Origin of the sequence: Phycicoccus sp. Soil802, from assembly GCF_001429605.1 — a bacterium.
Taxonomy (GTDB): domain Bacteria; phylum Actinomycetota; class Actinomycetes; order Actinomycetales; family Dermatophilaceae; genus Pedococcus.
Window position 1 is genome coordinate 362,649 of sequence record NZ_LMSS01000006.1, and the last position, 20,008, is coordinate 382,656.

The 20,008-nt window shown below is 71.7% G+C and carries 18 protein-coding genes and 1 riboswitch; of the genes, 4 read left to right on the forward strand and 14 right to left on the reverse strand.

Going from position 1 to position 20,008, the window contains the following annotated elements; all coding sequences use genetic code 11:
- Positions 1-11: 11 nt before the first annotated feature.
- The 10 genes from rpsO to ASG91_RS15780 all read right to left on the reverse strand — a co-directional run bounded on the left by rpsO (position 12) and on the right by ASG91_RS15780 (position 10,229).
- Complete coding sequence (gene rpsO, locus ASG91_RS15735) at positions 12-281, reverse strand: 30S ribosomal protein S15 (protein ID WP_056923573.1); 270 nt, start codon at positions 279-281, stop codon at positions 12-14.
- Between the two features lie 122 nt (positions 282-403).
- Positions 404-1,033: a helix-turn-helix transcriptional regulator gene (locus ASG91_RS20750; RefSeq protein ID WP_371262057.1), complete on the reverse strand. Its 630-nt coding sequence runs from the start codon at positions 1,031-1,033 to the stop codon at positions 404-406.
- 207 nt (positions 1,034-1,240) lie between these two features.
- The gene (locus ASG91_RS15745) at positions 1,241-2,395 is read right to left on the reverse strand and encodes an acyltransferase (protein WP_056923575.1); all 1,155 of its coding nucleotides are present in this window, start codon (positions 2,393-2,395) and stop codon (positions 1,241-1,243) included.
- Complete coding sequence (locus ASG91_RS15750; RefSeq protein ID WP_056923576.1) at positions 2,371-2,940, reverse strand: GNAT family N-acetyltransferase; 570 nt, start codon at positions 2,938-2,940, stop codon at positions 2,371-2,373. Before ASG91_RS15750 ends, ASG91_RS15745 begins: the two co-directional genes overlap by 25 nt.
- Positions 2,941-2,983: 43 nt before the next feature.
- The gene (lpdA, locus tag ASG91_RS15755; RefSeq protein ID WP_056923577.1) at positions 2,984-4,378 is read right to left on the reverse strand and encodes a dihydrolipoyl dehydrogenase; all 1,395 of its coding nucleotides are present in this window, start codon (positions 4,376-4,378) and stop codon (positions 2,984-2,986) included.
- A gap of 48 nt (positions 4,379-4,426) precedes the next feature.
- Positions 4,427-6,433, reverse strand: coding sequence for a penicillin-binding protein 2 (gene mrdA, locus ASG91_RS15760; protein ID WP_082594230.1), 2,007 nt, complete (start codon positions 6,431-6,433; stop codon positions 4,427-4,429).
- On the reverse strand, positions 6,430-6,921 hold the full coding sequence (locus ASG91_RS20755; protein ID WP_056923578.1) for a hypothetical protein: 492 nt from the start codon (positions 6,919-6,921) through the stop codon (positions 6,430-6,432). The genes mrdA and ASG91_RS20755 overlap by 4 nt, the downstream gene beginning before the upstream one ends.
- A 4-nt stretch (positions 6,922-6,925) precedes the next feature.
- Complete coding sequence (gene mreC / locus ASG91_RS15770) at positions 6,926-7,744, reverse strand: rod shape-determining protein MreC (RefSeq protein WP_056923579.1); 819 nt, start codon at positions 7,742-7,744, stop codon at positions 6,926-6,928.
- Positions 7,745-7,760: 16 nt separating this feature from the next.
- Positions 7,761-8,774 carry a rod shape-determining protein gene (locus ASG91_RS15775; protein WP_056923580.1) on the reverse strand — a complete coding sequence of 338 codons (1,014 nt, stop codon included), beginning with the start codon at positions 8,772-8,774 and terminating at the stop codon, positions 7,761-7,763.
- A 192-nt stretch (positions 8,775-8,966) separates the two neighbouring features.
- On the reverse strand, positions 8,967-10,229 hold the full coding sequence (locus ASG91_RS15780; RefSeq protein ID WP_056923581.1) for an MFS transporter: 1,263 nt from the start codon (positions 10,227-10,229) through the stop codon (positions 8,967-8,969).
- Between the two features lie 83 nt (positions 10,230-10,312).
- On the opposite strand from ASG91_RS15780, the gene ASG91_RS15785 reads away from it, so the two are divergent.
- Complete coding sequence (locus ASG91_RS15785; protein ID WP_056923582.1) at positions 10,313-10,834, forward strand: MarR family winged helix-turn-helix transcriptional regulator; 522 nt, start codon at positions 10,313-10,315, stop codon at positions 10,832-10,834.
- Positions 10,835-10,837: 3 nt separating this feature from the next.
- On the opposite strand, the gene ndk is transcribed toward ASG91_RS15785, so the two are convergent.
- A complete protein-coding gene (gene ndk / locus ASG91_RS15790; protein WP_056923583.1) occupies positions 10,838-11,266 on the reverse strand; it encodes a nucleoside-diphosphate kinase in 429 nt (142 codons plus the stop codon).
- A gap of 9 nt (positions 11,267-11,275) precedes the next feature.
- A complete protein-coding gene (locus tag ASG91_RS15795; protein ID WP_056923584.1) occupies positions 11,276-11,668 on the reverse strand; it encodes a DUF4233 domain-containing protein in 393 nt (130 codons plus the stop codon).
- A gap of 189 nt (positions 11,669-11,857) precedes the next feature.
- Between ASG91_RS15795 and ASG91_RS21370 the strand changes: the two genes are divergently transcribed.
- Positions 11,858-11,989 carry a hypothetical protein gene (locus ASG91_RS21370; RefSeq protein ID WP_255358323.1) on the forward strand — a complete coding sequence of 44 codons (132 nt, stop codon included), beginning with the start codon at positions 11,858-11,860 and terminating at the stop codon, positions 11,987-11,989.
- A 120-nt stretch (positions 11,990-12,109) separates the two neighbouring features.
- Here ASG91_RS21370 and ASG91_RS15800 read toward each other — a convergent pair whose 3' ends face one another.
- Together ASG91_RS15800 and ileS are read right to left on the reverse strand one after the other, a co-directional pair.
- Positions 12,110-13,504, reverse strand: a complete 1,395-nt coding sequence (locus ASG91_RS15800; RefSeq protein WP_056923585.1) for a folylpolyglutamate synthase/dihydrofolate synthase family protein — start codon at positions 13,502-13,504, stop codon at positions 12,110-12,112.
- Positions 13,505-13,590: 86 nt separating this feature from the next.
- Positions 13,591-16,944, reverse strand: a complete 3,354-nt coding sequence (gene ileS, locus ASG91_RS15805) for an isoleucine--tRNA ligase (protein WP_056923805.1) — start codon at positions 16,942-16,944, stop codon at positions 13,591-13,593.
- 377 nt (positions 16,945-17,321) lie between these two features.
- Positions 17,322-17,391, forward strand: a riboswitch (cobalamin riboswitch).
- A gap of 159 nt (positions 17,392-17,550) precedes the next feature.
- On the opposite strand from ileS, the gene ASG91_RS15810 reads away from it, so the two are divergent.
- Complete coding sequence (locus tag ASG91_RS15810; RefSeq protein WP_056923586.1) at positions 17,551-19,161, forward strand: prenyltransferase/squalene oxidase repeat-containing protein; 1,611 nt, start codon at positions 17,551-17,553, stop codon at positions 19,159-19,161.
- The gene (locus tag ASG91_RS20760; RefSeq protein ID WP_157581838.1) at positions 19,161-20,006 is read left to right on the forward strand and encodes a hypothetical protein; all 846 of its coding nucleotides are present in this window, start codon (positions 19,161-19,163) and stop codon (positions 20,004-20,006) included. The genes ASG91_RS15810 and ASG91_RS20760 overlap by 1 nt, the downstream gene beginning before the upstream one ends.
- Positions 20,007-20,008 lie beyond the last annotated feature (2 nt).

A 20,008-nucleotide genomic window follows, 5' to 3' on the forward strand; every position in this document is an offset into this window, starting at 1 on the left:
CTGTCGAATGCTTAGCGGCGCAGACCGAGGCGCTTGATCAGCGAGCGGTAACGCTCGACGTCGACGCTCTCGAGGTAGCGCAGGAGCCGGCGGCGCTGGCCGACCAGCAGCAGCAGGCCGCGCCGGCTGTGGTGGTCGTGCTTGTGCTGGCGGCTGTGCTCGGTGAGGTCGAGGATGCGCTGCGTGAGCATCGCCACCTGGACCTCGGGGGAGCCGGTGTCGCCCTCGTGCGTGGCGTACTCGGACATGATCTTCTGCTTGACGTCTGCGCTCAACGGCATGGGTCGGCACTGCTCCTTCGTGTGATCGTTGCGCGGTGCGCCAGGGCTGGTTCACCTGGGCTCTCTGAATCCGCGGCCGGTCTACGGCGGTCCCAAGGCTACCAGCGCCGTGCTGCACCCCCCTAATCGTCGTCGGGCCCTGGGGCGAGGCCCCACGCCTCGCGCAGGGTGGCCTCGCGCCGCGGCCAGGTGGGCGACCTCCCGTAGAGGGTCTTCTGGCGGGCGAGCTCGACCTCGGCGACCGTGGGGTGGTCCGCTCGTGGTCCGACGGCCCCCTCCCTGGGGGCGTCGGCCCGAAGGCGGTACCAGCCCTTCGCGGGCGGGCGGTCGTAGCGCGGTGACGCCACTCGGGTCGGCGGGACCCGATCCGGTGGCAGGACGTCGAGGTGCGCCGGGAAACGCCGGCCCGCGTTGTCGCGGACGGCCTCGTCAGGAAATGGCGCGAGCTCGACGCCGTCGGCGTCGACAACGGCAAGACGGAGCCCACTCGCCCGCAGCAGGCGGTCCAGCAGCTCGACGCTCGGATGCCGCGCTCCGGACTCGATGGCCGCCACCGTCGACGGCGCAACGCCGACCGCCACCGCCAGCTCACGTTGGCTCATCCGTGCGTGCCTTCGTGCGCGCGCGAGCAGGGCATCTGCCCGAAAGCCCCGTTTCTCCATCGTCCCCCCTTGCCGCCTGGTGCGGGTACCTCCCACGGGCACCTCCCACGGGCATCTCGCACAGGCACCTCGCACAGGCCAGCGTGGCATTCCGCACCGACAGCCTCGACCGGCCGGACGCCGGGCGGAGCCACCACCCAGGCCGTTCGTGGAACTACGACACTGCTCACTCTCAGCGAGCAGTGTCGTAGTTCCGCGACAGCGCGTGCTCGCCCGAGTGGGGCGCTCGTCATCGAGGCGGACGAGGCCACATCCCCAGCCCGTGCCTCAGCCGTCCGTGTCTCAGCCGCACGTGTCTCAGCCGCGCGTCACGGCGAGCTCGCGCTCCGGCTCGGGGCTGAGGCGGGCTGCGCGCGCGTGGAGGACGTGCCTGGCCGGGCGTTCGACCAGCACGTGCACCAGCCACGCGGCGGCACCCAGCGCCAGCACGAGCGCGACGACGGCCAGACCCGCCGACCACCAGGCGTCGTCACCCCACTCGCGCAGCCACGTCACGACCGGCCGCATCAGGTAGTGCGTCATGTAGAGGCAGTAGGACGCCTCCCCCGCCGCGACCATGAGTGGGGTCGACAGCCAGGCGCCGACCCACCCGCCGGCCGAGGCCACGACGGCGACCACGAGCCCCATCACCGGAGCCATCCAGTAGTCGCCCGACGAGAGCGCCGGCACGAGCGCGACCGCCACCACCACGAGCGGCAGCACCGGCGCCAGCCGACCCAGGGCCAGGCCACCGCGCACCCACGCGAGGCACAGGAACATCCCGGCGACGAACTCCCCCATGATCCGCACGTAGAACATGTGCTCGAGGTTGCCGTTGGGCAGGGCGAGCCCGGCGAAGACGGTGAGCATCGCGGCATACGAGAGGACGGCGAGCAGGAGCGAGGTGCGCGCCCGCACCACCCGCGCGACGAGCACGAACAGCAGCGGCGCGAGGAGGTAGGCGAACCATTCCGACGCGATCGACCACGCCGGGCCGTTGAAGCTCGGGCGGTCGTTGAACCAGTTGTGCACCATCAGCACGTTCTGCCCGTATGCCGCGGGCGTGCGACGGTGCCCTCCCTCACCGGTGCCGAGGGTCCCCATCGCGACGGCCATCGCCAGGTCGATGTTCAGCGCGACGAAGTGCACCGGCCACACGCGGGCGAACCGGTTGCGCACGAAGGAGGAGGCCGACCCCCGCGAGAAGGTGCGCATCGAGTCGGCGTAGTTGTACGCGAGGATGAAGCCGCTCAAGGGGAAGAAGAGGTCGACACCGAGGTACCCGGCCCGCATGAAGGTGTCGGCGGGCAGCGTCCACGGTGCGAGTGCCTCGAGGTCGGCGCGGTAGTGGAAGAGCACCACCCACGTGGCGGCCAGCACGCGCAGTCCGGTCAGCGCCGGGAGCGGGGAGCGACGCTCCGAGGTCCCCGGCGTCGTCGTGGCGGAGGTCAGGAGCTGTCCCCGGACGTCCACTCGTCGGCGCGGATCGCGTAGATGGCCAGGTCGGTCCACCGTTCCTTGAACCAGGATCCCTGCTCGAAGTACGCCTCGCGCCGCATGCCGAGCCGCTCGCAGATCCGCGACGACCCGGTGTTCTCCGGCTCGAGCTGCGCCCAGACCCGGTGCGCCCCGATCTCCGTGAACGCGACCTCGGCCAGCGCGCGGGCCGCCTCGGTGGCGTAGCCCTGCCCCTGCACGTCGGGCGTGAACACCCAGCCCAGCTCGACCTGCTTGCCGTCGGAGCCGTCGAGCCCGTTGAGGGCCAGCATGACGTCGCCGATCACCCGTCCGCCGAGGTCGACCGCGAGCGTGAGGTGGGTGCGCTTCTCGTCGACCAGGCCGGCCGTCGTCGAGTGGGCGACGAGGTCGGACACCTGCTCGCGGTCCCGCGGCTCCCCCGGGATGTAGCGCACCACGTCGGGCTGCGACCGGTAGGCGTGCACGTCGTCGACGTCCCGCGGCAGGAAGCTGCGCAGCACGAGTCGCTCGGTCGTGATCGGCAGGCTGACGCGCGGCATACCGCGTCCTCCGAACTGTCCGCGGACGGACGGTGGGGTGCGGTCAGAGGTTGATCATGTGGCCGGCGATGCCCTCGACGGCTTCCTTGACGGCCTCCGACAGGGTCGGGTGGGCGAAGACGTTGCGGGCGACCTCGTCGGCGGTGAGGTCCCACTTCTGGGCGAGCGTCAAGGCGGGCAGCAGCTCGGTGACGTCCGGGCCGATCAGGTGGGCACCGATGATCTCGTTGTGGGTCGCGTCGGCGACCACCTTGACGAAGCCGACGGCGTCGCCGAGGCCCATCGCCTTGCCGTTGGCCGAGAACGGGAACTTCGCGACCTTGACGTCGAAGCCCTTCTCCTTGGCCTGGGCCTCGGTGTAGCCGAACGACGCGATCTGCGGCTGGCAGTAGGTCGCCCGCGGAATGAAGTCGTACTCGACCGGCATGGTCTCCGCGCCCGCCATGGTCTCGGCGGCGACGACGCCCTGGGCCTCGGCGGTGTGGGCCAGCATGAGCTTCCCGGTCACGTCGCCGATGGCGTAGACGTTGTCGATGTTGGTGCGGCAGTAGTCGTCGATGACGATGGCGCCCCGCTCCGTGGCCACGCCGAGCGCCTCGAGGCCGTAGCCCTCGAGGCGCGGCGCGAAGCCGATCGCCTGGAGCACCTTGTCGGTCTCGATGACCTGCGAGTCGCCGCCGGCCGCCGGCGAGACGGTGACCTTGACCTTCTCGCCGCTGTCGTCGATCGACTCGACCTTGGTGGACAGCAGGACGGTGATGCCGAGCTTCTTGTAGTGCTTGAGCAGCTCCTTGGAGACCTCGGCGTCCTCGGTCGGCACCATCCGGTCGAGGAACTCCACGATGGTGACGTCGACCCCGAAGTTCTTCATCACGTAGGCGAACTCGACGCCGATGGCCCCCGAGCCGGCAATGACGATCGAGCCGGGCAGCTGGTCGGTGAGGATCTGCTCCTCGTAGGTCACGACCCGGTCGGACAGCGAGGTGCCGGGGATCAGGCGGGTGGTGGCTCCGGTCGCGATGATCAGCTTGTCGAAGGTCACCGTCTGCTTCTCGCCCGAGCTCAGCGCGACGTCCATCGAGGTCGGGCTGGTCAGGGTGCCCCAGCCGTCGATCTCGGTGATCTTGTTCTTCTTCATCAGGAAGTGGACGCCCTTGACGATCCCCGCGGACACCGCGCGCGAGCGGGCGTGCGTCGGGCCGAACGACATGGTGGCGTCGCCCTCGATCCCGAACTTGTCCTTCTCGTGGGTCAGGATGTGGCTGAGCTCGGCGTTGCGCAGCAACGCCTTCGACGGGATGCAGCCGACGTTGAGGCAGACCCCGCCCCAGTACTTCGACTCGACCACTGCGGCCCGCAGGCCCAGCTGGGAGGCGCGGATCGCCGCGACGTAACCGCCAGGACCAGCACCGAGAACTACGACATCGAAGTCAGCCATGCGCGCCAGCCTACTGACTCGTCCGACGAGTCCCCACTTCGCCCGTGCCTAGCGCAGGGTGCGCAGGACGTCGTGGATGGCGCGAGCCGCGGGGGCCGCGGCCTCGGCGCCGGTCCCGCCCTGCGAGACCACGACCGCGACGGCGTACCTCGGTCTGGTGGTCGGCGCGTAGGACACGAACCACGAGGTGTCCTGCTTGTCGAACGCCTCGGCGGTGCCCGTCTTGCCCGCCACCGGCCACTGCGCCAGCGGGAAGCCGGCAAAGGCACCCCGGGCCGTGCCGTGCGTGACGACCCCGCCGAGCGCACCCCGCAGGAAGGCGAGGGTGCCGGGCGGGAACCGCACCGTCCCCGCCTTCACCGGCGCCACCTTCCGCGTCGCCCCACCGGGCGTGACGAAGGCCCGCGCCACCTCCGGCTTCCAGAGCGTGCCGCCGTTGGCGATCGCGGCGTAGACCTGGGCCATCTGGAGCGGGGTCACCGTGATGTCGCCCTGGCCGATCGCGAAGTTGGCGGCGTCACCGGCCCGGAACTGGAAGCCGGTCTGACAGTTCTCGACGGCCAGCTGCTTGAGGTATGCCGCGCGGCTGGGGTCCGTGGCAGCCACCTCCGGGTAGCCGGACCGGGCCCGTCTGCAGGTGTCGACCCTGGTGTCGGCCCACTGGCTCTGCTTCCACTGGCGGTCGGGGATCCGGCCGGCCTGCTCGCCGGGCAGGTCGATGCCGGTCCTGCGGCCGAGCCCGAACCGGTCGGCCATCTCGACGAACGGGTCCTGCGCGTCGGACTTCGCCGTGAGTCCGCCCTGCGCCAGCCACGACCGGTAGGCGAAGTCGTAGAAGATCGTGTCGCAGGAGACCTCGATGGCCTTGCGCAGCCGGATGGGTCCGTAGGCCCGCGACTCGAAGTTGGCGAACCTGCGGTTGCCGATCGTGTAGCTGGACGTGCAGTTGTACGTGCCGCCGAGGGAGTTTCCCGCCGCGACTGCGGCCGGCAGGCTGACCACCTTGAACGTCGAGGCCGGTGAGAACGCCGCCGAGGTCACCCGCGAGACCAGTGGTGTGCCGGCCTTCGGGTCGGTGAGCCGGGCGAGCTCGTCGGCGCCGAGGCCACCGGTCCACACCTGCGGGTCGTAGGACGGGTAGCTCGCCGCCGCCACCACCGCGCCGGTGGTGACGTCGAGGACCACGGCGGCAGCCGAGTCGGCCCGGTCGCCCCGCTTCCGGGCGTTGGTGACTGCGGTGGCCAAGGCCTGCTCGGCGGCGGACTGGACGCGGGCGTCGAGGTTGGTGACGAGGTCCTGCCCAGGCACCGGGTCGGCGTGCGCGAGCTGGCTCGTGACGATCCCGCGGGGGTCGACCGCGACGGTGGTCGTGCCCGGCGTGCCCCGCAGCTGCTGGTCGTACTGCTGCTCCAGGCCGGCCCGGCCGACGAGGTCGAGGTCGCCGATCGCGCCCCTCGACGTCCTGACGTCGTCGGCGTCGGAGCGCCCGAGGTACCCGAGGAGGTGGGCGGCGTTGACGGTCCGCTCGGCGGGGTAGTCCCGCACGGGCTCGGCGGAGACGCCGACGCCCGGGTAGCGGTCCGGGCGCTCGAGGAGGCTGAGGGCCTTGCGGGGATCCACGCCGCTGACCAGCGGGATGGGCACGTAGGCGGAGCCGGCCCAGCAGACCGGGGCGGGCGGGGCTCCCGCGACGCCGCAGAGCTGGGTCCGCCCCCACAGCTGCTCGAACGGGGCGCCCACGACCTTCGCCACCCGCCCGACGAGGTCACGGCCACCGTCGGCGGAGTCGACGAGCACGGCCCGGTCGACCGTGACGACGGTCTCGGTGGTGTTGTCGACCAAGGGAGTGCCGGTGCGGTCGAGGATCCTGCCCCGCACCGCCGCTTCGGTCACGGTGCGCGTGTTGACCGTGGCCGCGGCTGCCCGGTAGTCCGCGTGGCCGGCGATCTGCACCTGTCCCAGCCGCCCGAGCAGGGCGCCCATGAACACCAGCACGACCAGGGCCAGTACCCACACCCGCGGCGAGTGGTCGGCGCGGGTGGCCGGGAGCCTCATCCTCGACCCCTGGCCAACCGCTGCTCGCAGCGCACCAGGACGGGGACGAGGACCGCGCACAGGACGACGGTCAGGAGGAGCTCCACGCCCACCACCGGCCACTGCACCGGCGCACCGGTCAGGGCCGCGACGGCCAGCCGCCCCGTCGTGACCACCACCGCGGCAGCCGCACCGACGGTGGCGATCCAGCCGAACGGTGTCTGCCCCTCGCGGCGGCCCGCGCCGGCGACGAGGCCGGCCGCGGCATACAGGAGGGCTGCGGTGCCGAGCACCGCGGAACCGGGGGGCATCAGGTCGACCAGCCAGCCGCCGACCAGCCCGAGGATGGCTCCGCGGGACGGCCCCACCCAGAGCGCCCCGGCCACGACGACCGGGAGGACGAGGTCGGGCAGGGCGAGCTGCGTGCGCGCGGAGAGGACGACCGAGGTGACGGCCGCGAGCAGCAGGACCAGGCTCCGGAAGGTCAGCGTCAGCGACGGCAGCGGCACGGCCTCACCCCGTCGCCGTGCTGGGGGTGCGTGGCGTGGTGCGCGGGCCGGCGAGCAGGACACCGACGACGTCGAGGGTGGTCAGGTCGACGGCGGGCCGCACCGACGCGGTCGGCGTGAGGTCACCGGGCGCCTCGTCGACGTGCTGCACCGAACCGACCCGTAGACCTGCCGGGAAGGGCGAGCCACCGACGCTGCCCAGGGTGGTCACCGCGTCGCCGGTCCGGACCGTGCCGCGCTCGACGACGGTGAGGTTGAGCTGCCCGGCCGGGCGGTGCTGGGGACCGCGAGCGCCGCTGCCCACCGAGCCGAGCGTGCCCGCTGCGCCGACGCGGACGCCGACGACCAGGTCGGCACTGCCGACGAGCAGCACGTCGCAGGTCCACGGCGACACCGCCACGACGCGGCCGACCAGCCCCTCGGCGGCGACCACCGACAGGTCGGTCCGCACCCCGTCGCGGGCCCCGAGGTCGAGGGTGACGCGCTCGGGCCCGGCAGCCCCCTGGCGCCCGACGCCGACCACGCGAGCCGGCAGGAAGGTGCTCCCCGCGAGGTCGGGCGCCCCGGAGAGGGCGGCCAGCTCACGGGCCTCACGGGACTGCGCGACGAGCTGGTCGCGCAGCACCCCGGCGCGGGCCTCGGACGCGCCGGCACCGGCGGCGTCGGCCCCCGGCGACAGGAACCGCTCGACCGGTCCGAACGCCGCACCCCCGGCGGCCCGCAGCTGCCCCGCTCCCGGGCCTCCTGCGACGTCGACCCCGAGCAGGACCACGGTCAGGGCCAGCAGCACCACGAGGAGCCGGCGGCGAGAGGTGTCACGCATCGGTCACCTGCGCCGGTCAGAAACGGCGGGTGTCGATGAGGACCCGCTCCAGTGTCGAGAACTCCTCCACGCACCGGCCGGAGCCGCGCACGACGGCCCGCAACGGGTCGTCGGCGACCCGCACCGGCACGCCGAGCTCGTGGCGGAGCCGCTCGTCCAGCCCACGCAGGAGCGCTCCTCCGCCGGTGAGCGTGACGCCGTTGTCGAGGATGTCGCCGGCCAGCTCGGGCGGGCACACGTCGAGGGTGGCCCGCACCACGTCGACGATCTGCAGGACCGGGGCCTCGATCGCGCGGCGCACCTCCTGGCTGGTGATCGTCACGGTCTTCGGGAGCCCGCTCACCAGGTCGCGACCCCGCACCCGGGCGCTGGTCTCCTCGCTGAGCGGGAACGCGGAGCCGGCCGCCACCTTGATGTCCTCGGCGCTGCGCTCCCCCAGCAACAGGGAGTACTCGCTCTTGACGTGCGCGATCACCGCCTCGTCGATCTCGTCGCCGGCGACGCGCACCGACCTGGCGGTCACGATCCCGCCCAGGCTGATCACGGCGACATCCGTCGTGCCGCCCCCGATGTCGACGACCATCGAGGCCGACGTCTCGTTGACCGGGAGGCCGGCCCCGATCGCGGCGGCCATCGGCTCCTCGATCACGTAGACCCGGCGAGCGCCCGAGCGCACCGCGGCGTCCTCGAGGGCCCGGCGCTCGACCCCGGTGACCTCGCTCGGGACGCACACCACCATCCGCGGGCGGACCAGCCGCGACGGGCGGACCTGGTCGACGAAGTAGCGCAGCATCTGCTCGGTGACATCGGCGTCCGAGATGACGCCGTCGGCCAGCGGGCGCACGGCCCGGACGTGCCCGGGCGTGCGCCCGAGCATCTCCTTGGCCCGGGTGCCGGCGGCGATCAGCCGGCCGGTGCCCGCCTCGACCGCCACGACCGAGGGCTCGTCGAGGACGACGCCCCGACCGCGCTCGTAGACGAGGGTGTTGGCGGTGCCGAGGTCGATGGCCAGGTCCCTGCCCATCGTCATCCAGCCGCGCGCACCGCTCCTCACGCCGCGATGCTAGGTCGGCGGCTCCCCGCGATCGGGGAGCCGCGCCCGAGCCACCCCGAGGATGGTGCGGGTGTGACTGGTGTGACCAAGACTCGCCTCGGTCGAGGTGAACACGCCGGTGCTCACCGGCGGGTTCACCTCGAATCGGCGGGTGTGCCGCGGGGATCCTCAGGCGGCCAACGCCGCCGCCTCCCGGACCGGCTGGGCCACCTCGCGAGGCTGGCGCATCGCGGCCCGCAGGCGCCAGGCGGCGAACACGGCCACCAGGCTGATGGCCACGTGCAGGCCGATGAACAGGCTGCCCAGCCCGGCGCCGAGGACCACCCCGGCGACCAGCGGACCCACGGCCGAGAACCCGGTCTGCAACGCCGTGAACATGCCGAGGGTGGTGCCCACCAGCCCGGACGGGGCCAGGCTCGCGGTCAGCGGGTTGAGCACCGGCGCGTACATCGTCTCGCCGACGGCGAAGATGCCGAAGGTCGTCACGAACAGCGCTGCCGAGAGCTCGGGGCTGAGCGACGCGGCAGCCAGCACCAGCCAGGACACGGTCCAGATCGCGCCCACGCCCATCAGCAGGGTGGCGCCACTGCGCTTCGCCGTCAGCCGGACCACGAGCATCTGGAGGGCGATGATGACGACGCAGTTGACCGCCGCGGCCAGGCCGATGGTGGTCTCCTGGACGTGCAGGACGGTGAGGGCGTAGGCCGGGAGGCCCGACTCGAACTGGGCGTAGAAGCCCAGCGCCAGGGTCACCGTGATGAGGGCGGTCCACCGCAGCGCCGGGATCGCCCAGATGGCCCGCAGCGCCTCGCGGGGGCTGGTCGACCCGACGCCCTGGGAGGTGAGGCCGGGCTCGTCGACCGAGCCGACCGGCATACCCCAGCGGCGGGCACCGGCCGCGACGAGCAGGACACCCGAGACGAGGAAGCCGACGGCGGCGGCGGCGAACGCCGGCCACATGCCGGTGGCGCGGTCGAGGTCGACGACGTAGCCGGCCGCGAACGCGCCGACCGCCATGCCGAGGGCCTGCCCGGTGAACTGCCACGCGAAGACCTTGCGGCGGTCCGCCCCGCCCACCCAGCGCAGCACGAGGACGGACTGGGCCGGACCCGCGGCGGTGATGCCGAGGCCGAAGACGAACATGCCGACGAGGAAGGAGACGGGACCGTTCGCCCAGATCAGCGACGCGGCTCCCGCTGCGGCCACGACCTTGGCGGCCACGGCGACGGTCACCGGTGAGATGCGGTCGGCCAGCCGCCCACCGACGGGCGCGGCGAGCAGCGCGCCCACCGAGAACAGGCTCGACGCGGCGGCCGCGACGAGCGCGCCCCAGCCACGCGTGGTGGCGGCGTAGGCGTACTGGTAGGGCAGCACGGTGCCCCAGCCGAGCATGGCTACGGCTGAGGCGATGATCAGGAGGCGGGCGCGCATGGGAGGGTCAACAGTTCTTCGAGTCCGAATATTTCGATATCGAAATCTTAGCAGTCGAAAACTTAGCATGTGAAGATGGAGCCATGCCTCCCCGCGGAAAGCGCGCCCCGAGCGCCCAGGAGCAATACCAGGAAGCCGTCGCGACCTACGTGGCGGCCGGCGGTGACGAGTCGGTGCAGCGGGTCATCACGGCGGTGAACTCGATGAGCCGCAAGCTCGAGCAGTGGTACACCCGCCAGCTGGTCGACCTCGACCTGTCGCACGGCGAGTGGTCGGTCGTGGCGCAGCTGGCCACCGCCGATGGCGCCCCCATGACACCGAGCCGCCTCGCCGACGCCAGCAACGTGGCGGCGTCCTCGATGACCCACCGGCTCGACAAGATGACCGAACGCGGCCTGGTGCGCCGCTCCCCCGACCCCGACAACCGCACCCGCGTGCGCGTCGAGCTCACCGACCAGGGCTGGGAGCTGTTCGGTGCCGCCGTGCGCGAGGCGAACGTCGTCGAGTCCGACGTCCTCGCGGGCCTGACCCGCAAGGAGCGCAGCCAGCTGGCCGCGCTCCTCGAAGTGGTGATCAGCAGGCTCGACGACCTCGAGACGCCGTAGGACCTAGAGGTTCGGGAACCAGATCGCGATCTCGCGGGCGGCCGACTCCGGGGAGTCGGAGCCGTGGACGATGTTCTCCTGCACCTTCTTGCCCCAGTCGCGGCCGAGGTCGCCGCGGATCGTGCCGGGCAGCGCCGCGGTCGGGTCGGTGGCACCGGCCAGGGCCCGGAAGCCCTCGATGCAGCGGTTGCCCTCGATGACGATCGCGGTGACCTGGCCGCTGGACATGAACTCGACGAGCGGCTCGTAGAACGGCTTGCCCTCGTGCTCGGCGTAGTGCTTGGCGAGCTGCTCCCGGGTCGGCGTGGTGATCGCGAGCGCGGCCAGCGTGTAGCCCTTCGCCTCGATGCGGCGCAGGACCTCGCCGGAGAGGCCGCGGGCGAACCCGTCGGGCTTGACCAGGACAAGGGAACGTTCGGTCTGAGTCGTCACGGCGCCAGCCTACCGAGCCGCAGAGGCCCGGTCCCGCTCGGCCACCTGGTCCTCGACCCGCCGGCACAACACCAGCGAGCCCACCCACAGCACCAGGAAGATGACCCCGACGCCGATCATCGCCGGCACCACCACGGCGCTCGCGAAGGTGAGCACCTGGATCAGCCAGCCCAGCGTGACGCCCCACGGGCGCCGCATCAGCCCGGCGGCGAGGAAGCACAGCAGCGCCAGCCCGACCCCGGTCCACAGCCACGCGTGGCTGCGGCTGTCACCCTCGGCGCTGGCGAGCCCGCGCGCGACCAGGGCCCCCAGGAACACGACGACTCCCTGGCTGCCCAGCACGGTGGCGAGCATCCGCCAGGTGAACGTGCCGAGGGACCCGTAGAAGACGATCCCCTTCATCGACCACCCCGGCCGTTGTCACGGAACCTCGTGACGAGCCAGAACACGACCGCCACCACGAGGACGAGCACCACGAGCTTTCCCATGCCTCGAGCGTATGCCGTGCGGTCACGGCCGCGTGCAGGCACCGGAACGGCGTACTGTCAGAGCACGGAGTCATTCAGGCTTCCTAGCGCTGGGAGCACAGCCATGGCCGACAAGTCACCTCGACAACACCTGGCCAAGAAGGCGGGCAAGTCCATCAAGGAGAAGCGCGCCGAGAAGCACGCGAAGGCCGACGCGAAGACCCACCTCGACGTGGGCCAGATCGGCAAGAAGTAGCGCACCGGATCGGCACGTCGCCTCACCCGGCAAAGGTCGGCTCCACCCCGGAACCGTTTCGGGGTGGAGCCGACCTTTATCGGGTCACCCGATAAAGGGGGGACGCGTGGGGTCTCCCGGTCAGACCTCGGTGGCGCCGAGGAGCATGCGCACCTCGGCCGCGGTCGTCACCGAACCGGTGGCCAGCACTCCCCCGCCGACGCCGCCCTCGTCGGCCAGGCCCGCTGCGGTGTCGAGGGCGTCGGGCAGGTCCTGCACGACCGTGACGCGGTCCTCGCCGAAGATGTCGACCGCCAGCTCGCCGAGCTCGTCGGGGCGCATCGCCCGCGGTGAGGTGGTCCGGGAGACGACGACGTGGTCGAGCACCGGCTCGAGGATCTCGAGAATCTCGGTGGCGTCCTTGTCCTTGAGGATCGCCACCACCCCGATGATCCTGGCGAAGTTGAAGGAGTCCTCGAGGGCGGCCCGCAGCGCCAGGGCGCCGGCGGGGTTGTGCGCCGCGTCGACCAGCACGGTGGGCGACCTCCGCACGATCTCGAGGCGCCCCGGTGAGGCGACGGCCGCGATCCCCGCCCGCACGATGTCGGGCTCGAGGCGCTGTTCGCCGCCGCCGAGGAACGCCTCCACGGCCACGATGGCGAGCACGGTGTTGTGGGCCTGGTGGGCACCGTGCAGGGGCAGCAGGAGGTCCTCGTAGTCGCCGCCGAGGCCGCGCACCGAGATCTGCTGCCCACCGACGGCGACTTCTCTCGTCAACAGACCGAAGTCGTTGCCCTCCAAGGCGATTCGTGCACCCACCGCTTCCGCCCGTGCCGCCATGATCTCGGTGACCTCGGGCTCCTGGACGCCGATGACGGCCACGGCGCCGGCCTTGATGATGCCGGACTTCTCGTCGGCGATGGCCTCGACGGTGTCGCCGAGCATGCGGGTGTGGTCGAGGCTCACCGGGGTGACCACGGCGACCTGGCCGTCGGCGACGTTGGTCGCGTCCCACGCCCCGCCCAACCCGACCTCCACGATGGCGACGTCGACCGGCGCATCGGCGAACGCGGCATACGCGATGGCCACCAGCATCTGGAAGTAGTTCATCCGCGGACGCCCGGCCTCCGCGGACTGGGCGTCGACGAGCTCGACGAACGGCAGCACCTCGTCGTAGGCGGCGATGAACCGCTCCGGGCTGATCGGCACCCCGGACAGGGCGATCCGCTCGCGCATCGAGTGCAGGTGCGGCGAGGTGAACCGCCCCGTCTTCAGCCCCATCTCGCGCAGCAGCGAGTCGATGATCCGGGTCGTCGACGTCTTGCCGTTGGTGCCGGTCAGGTGGATCACCGGGTAGCTGCGCTGGGGGTCGCCGAGGAGGTCCATGACCGCACGGATCTGGTCGAGGGACGGCTCGATGTCGGACTCCGGCGCGCGGGCGTCGATGGCCTGCTCGACCTCACGGAGCCGTTTCATGACCTCGAGGTTGTGCGCGGCCTCGCGCTGGGCGGCATCAGGGGCGGGCATGCCACCCATCCTCCCGCAGTGACCACCCTCGACGCGAAACGGGCAGCGGTCCCGGAGGACCACCGCCCGTCTCGTCCAGCCGGGTCAGGGCCGGGTCAGAGCTTCATCACCTTGATGCGCACCGGCTCGCCGTCACCGACCGTGGCACCGACGACGTCGGCGCGCTCCGGCAAGGCGTCGAGCTGCGGCGCCGACCCGAACTGGCTGGCCAGCGTCTCCTCGACGATCAGCGTCTGGTGGGCCACCGTCGCCTCCCAGACCGCCTGGGAGCCCGTGACCGTCAACGAGATCCGGTCGGACACGTCGAGCCCGCCGTCGCGCCGGGCCTGCTGGACGGCCCGGACGATGTCGCGAGCCAGGCCCTCCTGCGCGAGCTCGGGCGTGACGAGGGTGTCGAGGACCACGACGCCACCGCCGTCGGGCAGCAGGGCCCGGCTGTGCCGCTCGTCCTTCTCCCCGAGGAAGGCCTGCTCGAGGGTGAACTCGCCCTCCTGCAGCACCATCCCGCCGGCCTGCACCGTGCCGTCCTCGTCCACCGTCCAGTCGCCGGACTTCGAGGCCTGGATGACCTTCTGCACCTCGCGACCGAGTCGGGGCCCGGCCACCCGCGCGTGCACCGTCAGCCGCTGGTCGACCGCGAACGCAGCGGCCGCCGGGTCACTCTCGTCGATGAGGGTGACCTGCTTGACGTTGACCTCGTCGGCGATGATCGGCGTGTAGGCCTGCAGGGACGCGGCATCGGCCACGACCACGGTGAGGTCACCCAGCGGCAGGCGGGTGCGCAGCCCGTCGGCCTTGCGCAGCGACGAGGCGACGGAGCAGACGTCGCGGACCCGGTCCATCGCCGCCACGAGCGCGTCGTCAGCAGGCAGGTCCGAGGCCTCCGGCCAGTCCGTGAGGTGCACCGAACGGCCACCGGTCAGGCCCCGCCAGATCTCCTCGGTCACCAGCGGGAGCAGCGGCGCCGTCACGCGGCACAGCACCTCCAGCGCGGTGTAGAGGGTGTCGAACGCCTGCGCGGCACCACCGCCGGCTGCACCGCCGGTCGCTCCGGTGTCCCAGAACCGCTCGCGCGAACGCCGCACGTACCAGTTGGTCAGCACGTCGAGGAAGCCGCGCGTCGTCTCGCAGGCCGAGGCCACCTCGTACCCGTCGAGCTGGGTCGTCATGGTCTCGACGTACTGGCGCAGCTTGGCCAGCAGGTAGCGGTCGAGCGGGTCGGTGGACGCCGTCGACCACTTCGCCTCGTACCCGGCCCCACCACCACTGCCACCCTTCCCCCCAGTGCCACCAAACGCGTTGGCGTACAACGAGAAGAAGTACCAGGTGTTCCACAGCGGGATGATCACCTGGCGCACCCCGTCCCGGATGCCCTGCTCGGTAACGATGAGGTTGCCACCGCGCAGGATCGGGCTGCCCATGAGGAACCAGCGCATGGCGTCGGCCCCGTCGCGGTCGAACACCTCGCGGACGTCGGGGTAGTTGCGCAGCGACTTCGACATCTTCTGGCCGTCGGACCCGAGCACGATCCCGTGGCAGATCACCGAGCTGAAGGCCGGTCGGTCGAACAGCGACGTCGAGAGGATGTGGAGCATGTAGAACCAGCCGCGGGTCTGCCCGATGTACTCGACGATGAAGTCGGCCGGGAAGTGGTGCTCGAACCACTCGGCGTTCTCGAACGGGTAGTGCACCTGGGCGTAGCTCATCGAGCCGGAGTCGAACCACACGTCGAGGACGTCCTCGACGCGACGCATCGTCGACTGCCCGGTCGGGTCGTCCGGGTTGGGCCGGGTCAGCTCGTCGACGAACGGGCGGTGCAGGTCGACCTGGCCGTCGGCGCTGCGGGGCAGCCGGCCGAAGTCGCGCTCGATCTCCTCGAAGGACCCGTAGACGTCGATCCGCGGGTACTGCGGGTCGTCGGACCGCCACACCGGAACGGGGCTGCCCCAGAAGCGGTTGCGGGTGATCGACCAGTCGCGGGCGTTGTCGAGCCACTTGCCGAACTGGCCGTTCTTGATGTGGTCGGGGGTCCAGTCGATCTGCTCGTTGAGCTCGAGCATGCGGTCCTTGAACTTGGTCACCTCGACGAACCAGCTCGACACCGCCTTGTAGATCAACGGCTGCCGGCAACGCCAGCAGTGCGGGTAGGAGTGGTCGTAGGTCTCCCGGCGCACCAGGACGGTGCCGTCCGTGACCGAGCCGTGGTCGGCCTCGCCGCGGGTGGCGGCCTTGAGGTGGTCGATGATCGGCAGGTTGGCGTCGAACACGAGCATGCCCTCGTACTCCGCGACCGGGAAGGTGAAGCACCCGTCCGGGCCGACCGGCATGACCGGCTCGATGCCCTCGCGGTCGGTCACGATCTTGTCGTCCTCGCCGAAGGCGCCGGCGCTGTGCACCAGCCCGGTGCCGTCGCCGGTCGTGACGAAGTCGGCCTCGACCACGCGGTGGGCGTTCTCGTGGCCCTCGTAGTAGCTGAACGGCGGCGTGTAGGAGCGGCCCAGCAGGTCGCGGCCCTTGAGCCGCTCGACGACGAAGGACTCCACGTCGGACTTGGGGTCGCCGAACAGGTCCCGCGCGTAGCTGGGCAGCCGCTCCGCACCGATGACGTAGCGCTCGGTGCTGCCGGTGGGCAGGGCGGACTCCACGACGACGTAGTCGATGTCGGGGTGGACCATCACCGCGAGGTTCGACGGCAGGGTCCACGGCGTGGTCGTCCAGACCAGGGCCAGCTCGCCGGTGGACAGCCGGACGCCGACGGTGACGGCCGGGTCCTGGCGCATCTGGTAGACGTCGTCGTCCATCCGCAGCTCGTGGTTCGACAGCGGCGTCTGGTCGTTCCAGCAGTAGGGCAGGACGCGGAAGCCCTCGTAGATCAGGCCCTTGTCGTGCAGCGACTTGAACGCCCAGATGACCGACTCCATGTAGTCGGGGTTGAGCGTCTTGTAGTCGTTGTCGAAGTCGACCCAGCGGGCCTGGCGCGTGACGTACTCACGCCACTCCCCCGTGTACTTCAGCACCGACTGGCGGCACTTGGCGTTGAACTCCTCGATGCCGATCTCGAGGATCTCGTCCTTGGTCTTGATGCCGAGCTGGGCCATCGCCTCGAGCTCGGCGGGCAGGCCGTGGGTGTCCCACCCGAACCGGCGCTCGACCCGGCGACCGCGCATCGTCTGGTAGCGCGGGATCAGGTCCTTGACGTAGCCGGTGAGCAGGTGGCCGTAGTGGGGCAGGCCGTTGGCGAACGGCGGGCCGTCGTAGAAGACGAACTCGTTGTCGCCGTTGGTGCCGGCCGACCGGTTCTCCACCGACGCGATGAAGGTGCCGTCCTCGTCCCAGTACTTCAGGATTCGCTCCTCGATCTCCGGGAAGCGCGGGGACGCGGGCACGCCCGAGGGAGTGCCCGGGGCGTCGCTGGAGACGGTGTCGCTGGAGACCTTGGGGTAGGTCATGGTGTCGGCGGTCCTCACATCACTCGTGTTCTCACACGAGGACGACGTCGCCGGGTTTCCCGACGGCACCGTGGTGCCACCTCGCTTGCCGTGCCCCGCGTGCTCCGCACGCGGCATACGGCCGCTCTTGCCGAAGGTTGTGACGGACCCACCCGTCCGGTTCTAGTGAGCCGGGTGCCCTGCGTATGCCGCGGGGCGCCCTGCCGTTCTTCCGGAGGCTCCCCGGTGATGGCCGGTTCGACGCCTGTGCAGCCCAGTCTAGCCGTCCGTGACGAACGGCACGTGCGCACGACGGGAGGACGCCCTCCAGCGGTGTAGTCTGAGCGGCGTTGCCCTGAGGTCCCGACCGCTTGGCAACACCCACGACGCGACACCAGGGGAAGCCGGTCAGATGCCGGCGCTGACCCGCAACCGTAGGCCGCCTGAAACGCGGCAAGCCGGAACACCTGGTACGCGAAGCGGCTCCATTTCCGTCGAGGTACGCGGGGCGGAGCCCGGACACCCAGTCCGAGGCCGCCCCCCGATGTCGCTCCAGCGACGCCGGGGGTCTTTCACGTTCTGGTGCCGGTGCACCCGTCGCGACACCGTTCGCTTTGAAGAGGCACCATGCACCGCACCCTTCGCACCGCCCGTCCGGCGGCTGCCCTCGCCCTGGCCCTGGCGGCCACCCTGGTCGTCCCCAGCGCGGCGTTCGCCGGCACGACCGAGCCGACCGGCACGAGCACCGGCAGCACGAGCACCACCACGCCGTCGACGACGACCACGACGGCCACCGAGTCGCCCACGACGACGACACCGCCGACCACCGGCACCGCGACGACGAGCACCGAGTCGTCCACGACGTCGACGACCCCGCCCCCCGCCACGACGACGACCGCGTCGAAGCCGAAGACCGCCGCGAAGGCCAAGGCCCCGGCCGCGTCGAAGGAGCGGATGCCGTTCGGCGCCAGCTCCTCCCTGCGGGCCGCCCTCGTGCCGGGTGACAGCTCGGACCAGGCCGCCTACGCCGCGGGCTTCGTGGTCCGCACCCTCGCCGCGCGCGACGACCACTACAACTACCCTGCCTCGACCTTCTTCGATGGCGGCAACACCATCGACGCGATCCTCGCGCTGGACGGGGCGGGCGCCGGGCTCGACCAGGCGGATGCCACCACCGACTACCTCGCCGCCCACGTCAACGACTACGTCGGCTACCCCGACCCGCCCGGCTCACCCACCGCCGAGACCTACGCCGGCCCGCTGGGCAAGCTCATCGTCGGCGTGGTCGCCCAGGGCGGCGACCCCACCGACTTCGGCGGCCAGGACCTGGTCGCGCGGCTCGAGGGCCTGATGACCGTCGACGGCCGGTTCTCCGACAAGTCCAACTTCGGTGACCCGACCAACCCGAGCGGCGACTACTCCAACACCATCGGCCAGGTCCTCGACATCATCGCCCTCGGTCGCGCGACCGGCTCGGTCCCGGACGCGGCTGGCGACTACCTCCTCGACCAGCAGTGCTCCGACGGCGGGTTCCGCGGCAACCTCGACGTCGCGGGTGCCGCCTGCACGAGCGACGCGGATGCCACTGCCTTCGCCGCCCAGGCCCTCGTCGGCCTGCTGGGGGCGGACGACCCGGCCACGCTCGACGCACTCGACTGGCTCTCGTCGCGCCAGGCGCCCAACGGTGGCTTCCTCAACCAGGACGGCCAGTACAACGCCAACACCGCCGGTGTCGCGGCGCAGGCCTTCGCCGCCGGTGGCCTCGACGACGAGCTCGCGAGCGCCCAGGAGTTCCTGGCCTCGCTCCAGTTCGACTGCTCCTTCGCAGCCGGCCTGCGCGGCGGGATCGCCTTCACCGCAGCCGACCACGCCACCCTCAAGGCAGCCCCGACCACGACGGCTGCGATCGACCGCGCGCTGCGGGCCACGCCCCAGGCCACCCTGGGCCTGGCCGGCGACTCGCTGCTGACGGTCAGCGCGGACGGAGCCGCGGCCACCGCGCCGACGCTCGACTGCCGCACCAGCACGACGACCACCACGTCGCCCGCGACGTCGACGAGCACGTCCTCAGCTCCCTCGACCGGTAGCAACGACCCGGCTGACCCCGGGTCGGCCACGCCCGGGTCGCTGGCCCTCACCGGCACCGACGTGGCGGCGATGAGCCTGTTGGGCACACTGCTCCTGCTGGCCGGGGTCGGCGCCATCGTGCTCGCCCGGCGCAAGGGCGTGCACGCCTGATGCGGCTCGTCGCGCGCTTCGTCGCCGTCGCCGGTCTGGTCCTCGCCGGTGGCCTCGCCCTCCCGGGCGGGGCCGCCCAGGCGGCGGCCTGCAGCAACACGACCGGCGTGACGGTGGTGATCGACTACGGCTCGAGCAGCAGCACGCTCTGCGCCGCGGACGACACCTCCGCCATGAAGGTGCTCAAGAAGGTCGCCACGGTCGTCAGCCCGGTCCAGTACCCGGGCACGGTGGTCTGCAAGATCAACAGCGTCCCCTCCGACCAGTCCTGCCAGCGGATGCCTCCGGCGAGCGCCTACTGGGCGTTCTTCCACGCGCCCCGCGGAGGTTCGTGGACCTACAGCAGCTCCGGCGTGGCGGACTACGACCCTGCGCCGGGCAGCGTCATCGGGTTCGCGTTCGGCTCCGGTGGGGCCCCCAGCAGCCCCCCTCCCGCCAAGGCTGCCCCCAAGCCGTCGCCGTCGCCCAGCCCGTCCTCGTCGTCGAGCCGGCCGCCGGCGCCCAAGCCGAAGCCCGCGAGCACCACTCCCCCGCGTCCCAGCAGCTCGAGCAGCTCGGCCGGCGCGAAGCCCGGCACCACCTCGGCCGCCGGCTCGGTGACCAGGCCCGGCCCGAGGCCGTCGACCACGGCGCCGGGCAGCACGACCACCACGGCGCCGAGTGGCACCACCACCGGCACGACCCCCTCGACGGACTCGACCGGCGACGGCGCGAACGCCGCAGCGGCCCGGGCGGACTCGACCGACTCGGGCTCGCCGACCACCCTGCTGGCCGGTCTCGGCCTGGTCGGGCTGGTCGGCGCCGGCGCGGCATACCTGGCGATCCGTCGCCGAGCCGCCAGCTGAGG

Coding starts and splice junctions, on each gene's coding strand:
- rpsO (WP_056923573.1), bottom strand. CDS start 281: ATGCCGTTGAGCGCAGACGTCAAGCAGAAGATCATGTCCGAGTACGCC.
- ASG91_RS20750 (WP_371262057.1), bottom strand. CDS start 1,033: ATGCCACGCTGGCCTGTGCGAGGTGCCTGTGCGAGATGCCCGTGGGAG.
- ASG91_RS15750 (WP_056923576.1), bottom strand. CDS start 2,940: ATGCCGCGCGTCAGCCTGCCGATCACGACCGAGCGACTCGTGCTGCGC.
- lpdA (WP_056923577.1), bottom strand. CDS start 4,378: ATGGCTGACTTCGATGTCGTAGTTCTCGGTGCTGGTCCTGGCGGTTAC.
- mrdA (WP_082594230.1), bottom strand. CDS start 6,433: ATGAGGCTCCCGGCCACCCGCGCCGACCACTCGCCGCGGGTGTGGGTA.
- mreC (WP_056923579.1), bottom strand. CDS start 7,744: ATGCGTGACACCTCTCGCCGCCGGCTCCTCGTGGTGCTGCTGGCCCTG.
- ASG91_RS15775 (WP_056923580.1), bottom strand. CDS start 8,774: ATGACGATGGGCAGGGACCTGGCCATCGACCTCGGCACCGCCAACACC.
- ASG91_RS15780 (WP_056923581.1), bottom strand. CDS start 10,229: ATGCGCGCCCGCCTCCTGATCATCGCCTCAGCCGTAGCCATGCTCGGC.
- ASG91_RS15785 (WP_056923582.1), top strand. CDS start 10,313: ATGCCTCCCCGCGGAAAGCGCGCCCCGAGCGCCCAGGAGCAATACCAG.
- ASG91_RS15795 (WP_056923584.1), bottom strand. CDS start 11,668: ATGAAGGGGATCGTCTTCTACGGGTCCCTCGGCACGTTCACCTGGCGG.
- ASG91_RS21370 (WP_255358323.1), top strand. CDS start 11,858: ATGGCCGACAAGTCACCTCGACAACACCTGGCCAAGAAGGCGGGCAAG.
- ASG91_RS15800 (WP_056923585.1), bottom strand. CDS start 13,504: ATGGGTGGCATGCCCGCCCCTGATGCCGCCCAGCGCGAGGCCGCGCAC.
- ileS (WP_056923805.1), bottom strand. CDS start 16,944: ATGACCTACCCCAAGGTCTCCAGCGACACCGTCTCCAGCGACGCCCCG.
- ASG91_RS15810 (WP_056923586.1), top strand. CDS start 17,551: ATGCACCGCACCCTTCGCACCGCCCGTCCGGCGGCTGCCCTCGCCCTG.
- ASG91_RS20760 (WP_157581838.1), top strand. CDS start 19,161: ATGCGGCTCGTCGCGCGCTTCGTCGCCGTCGCCGGTCTGGTCCTCGCC.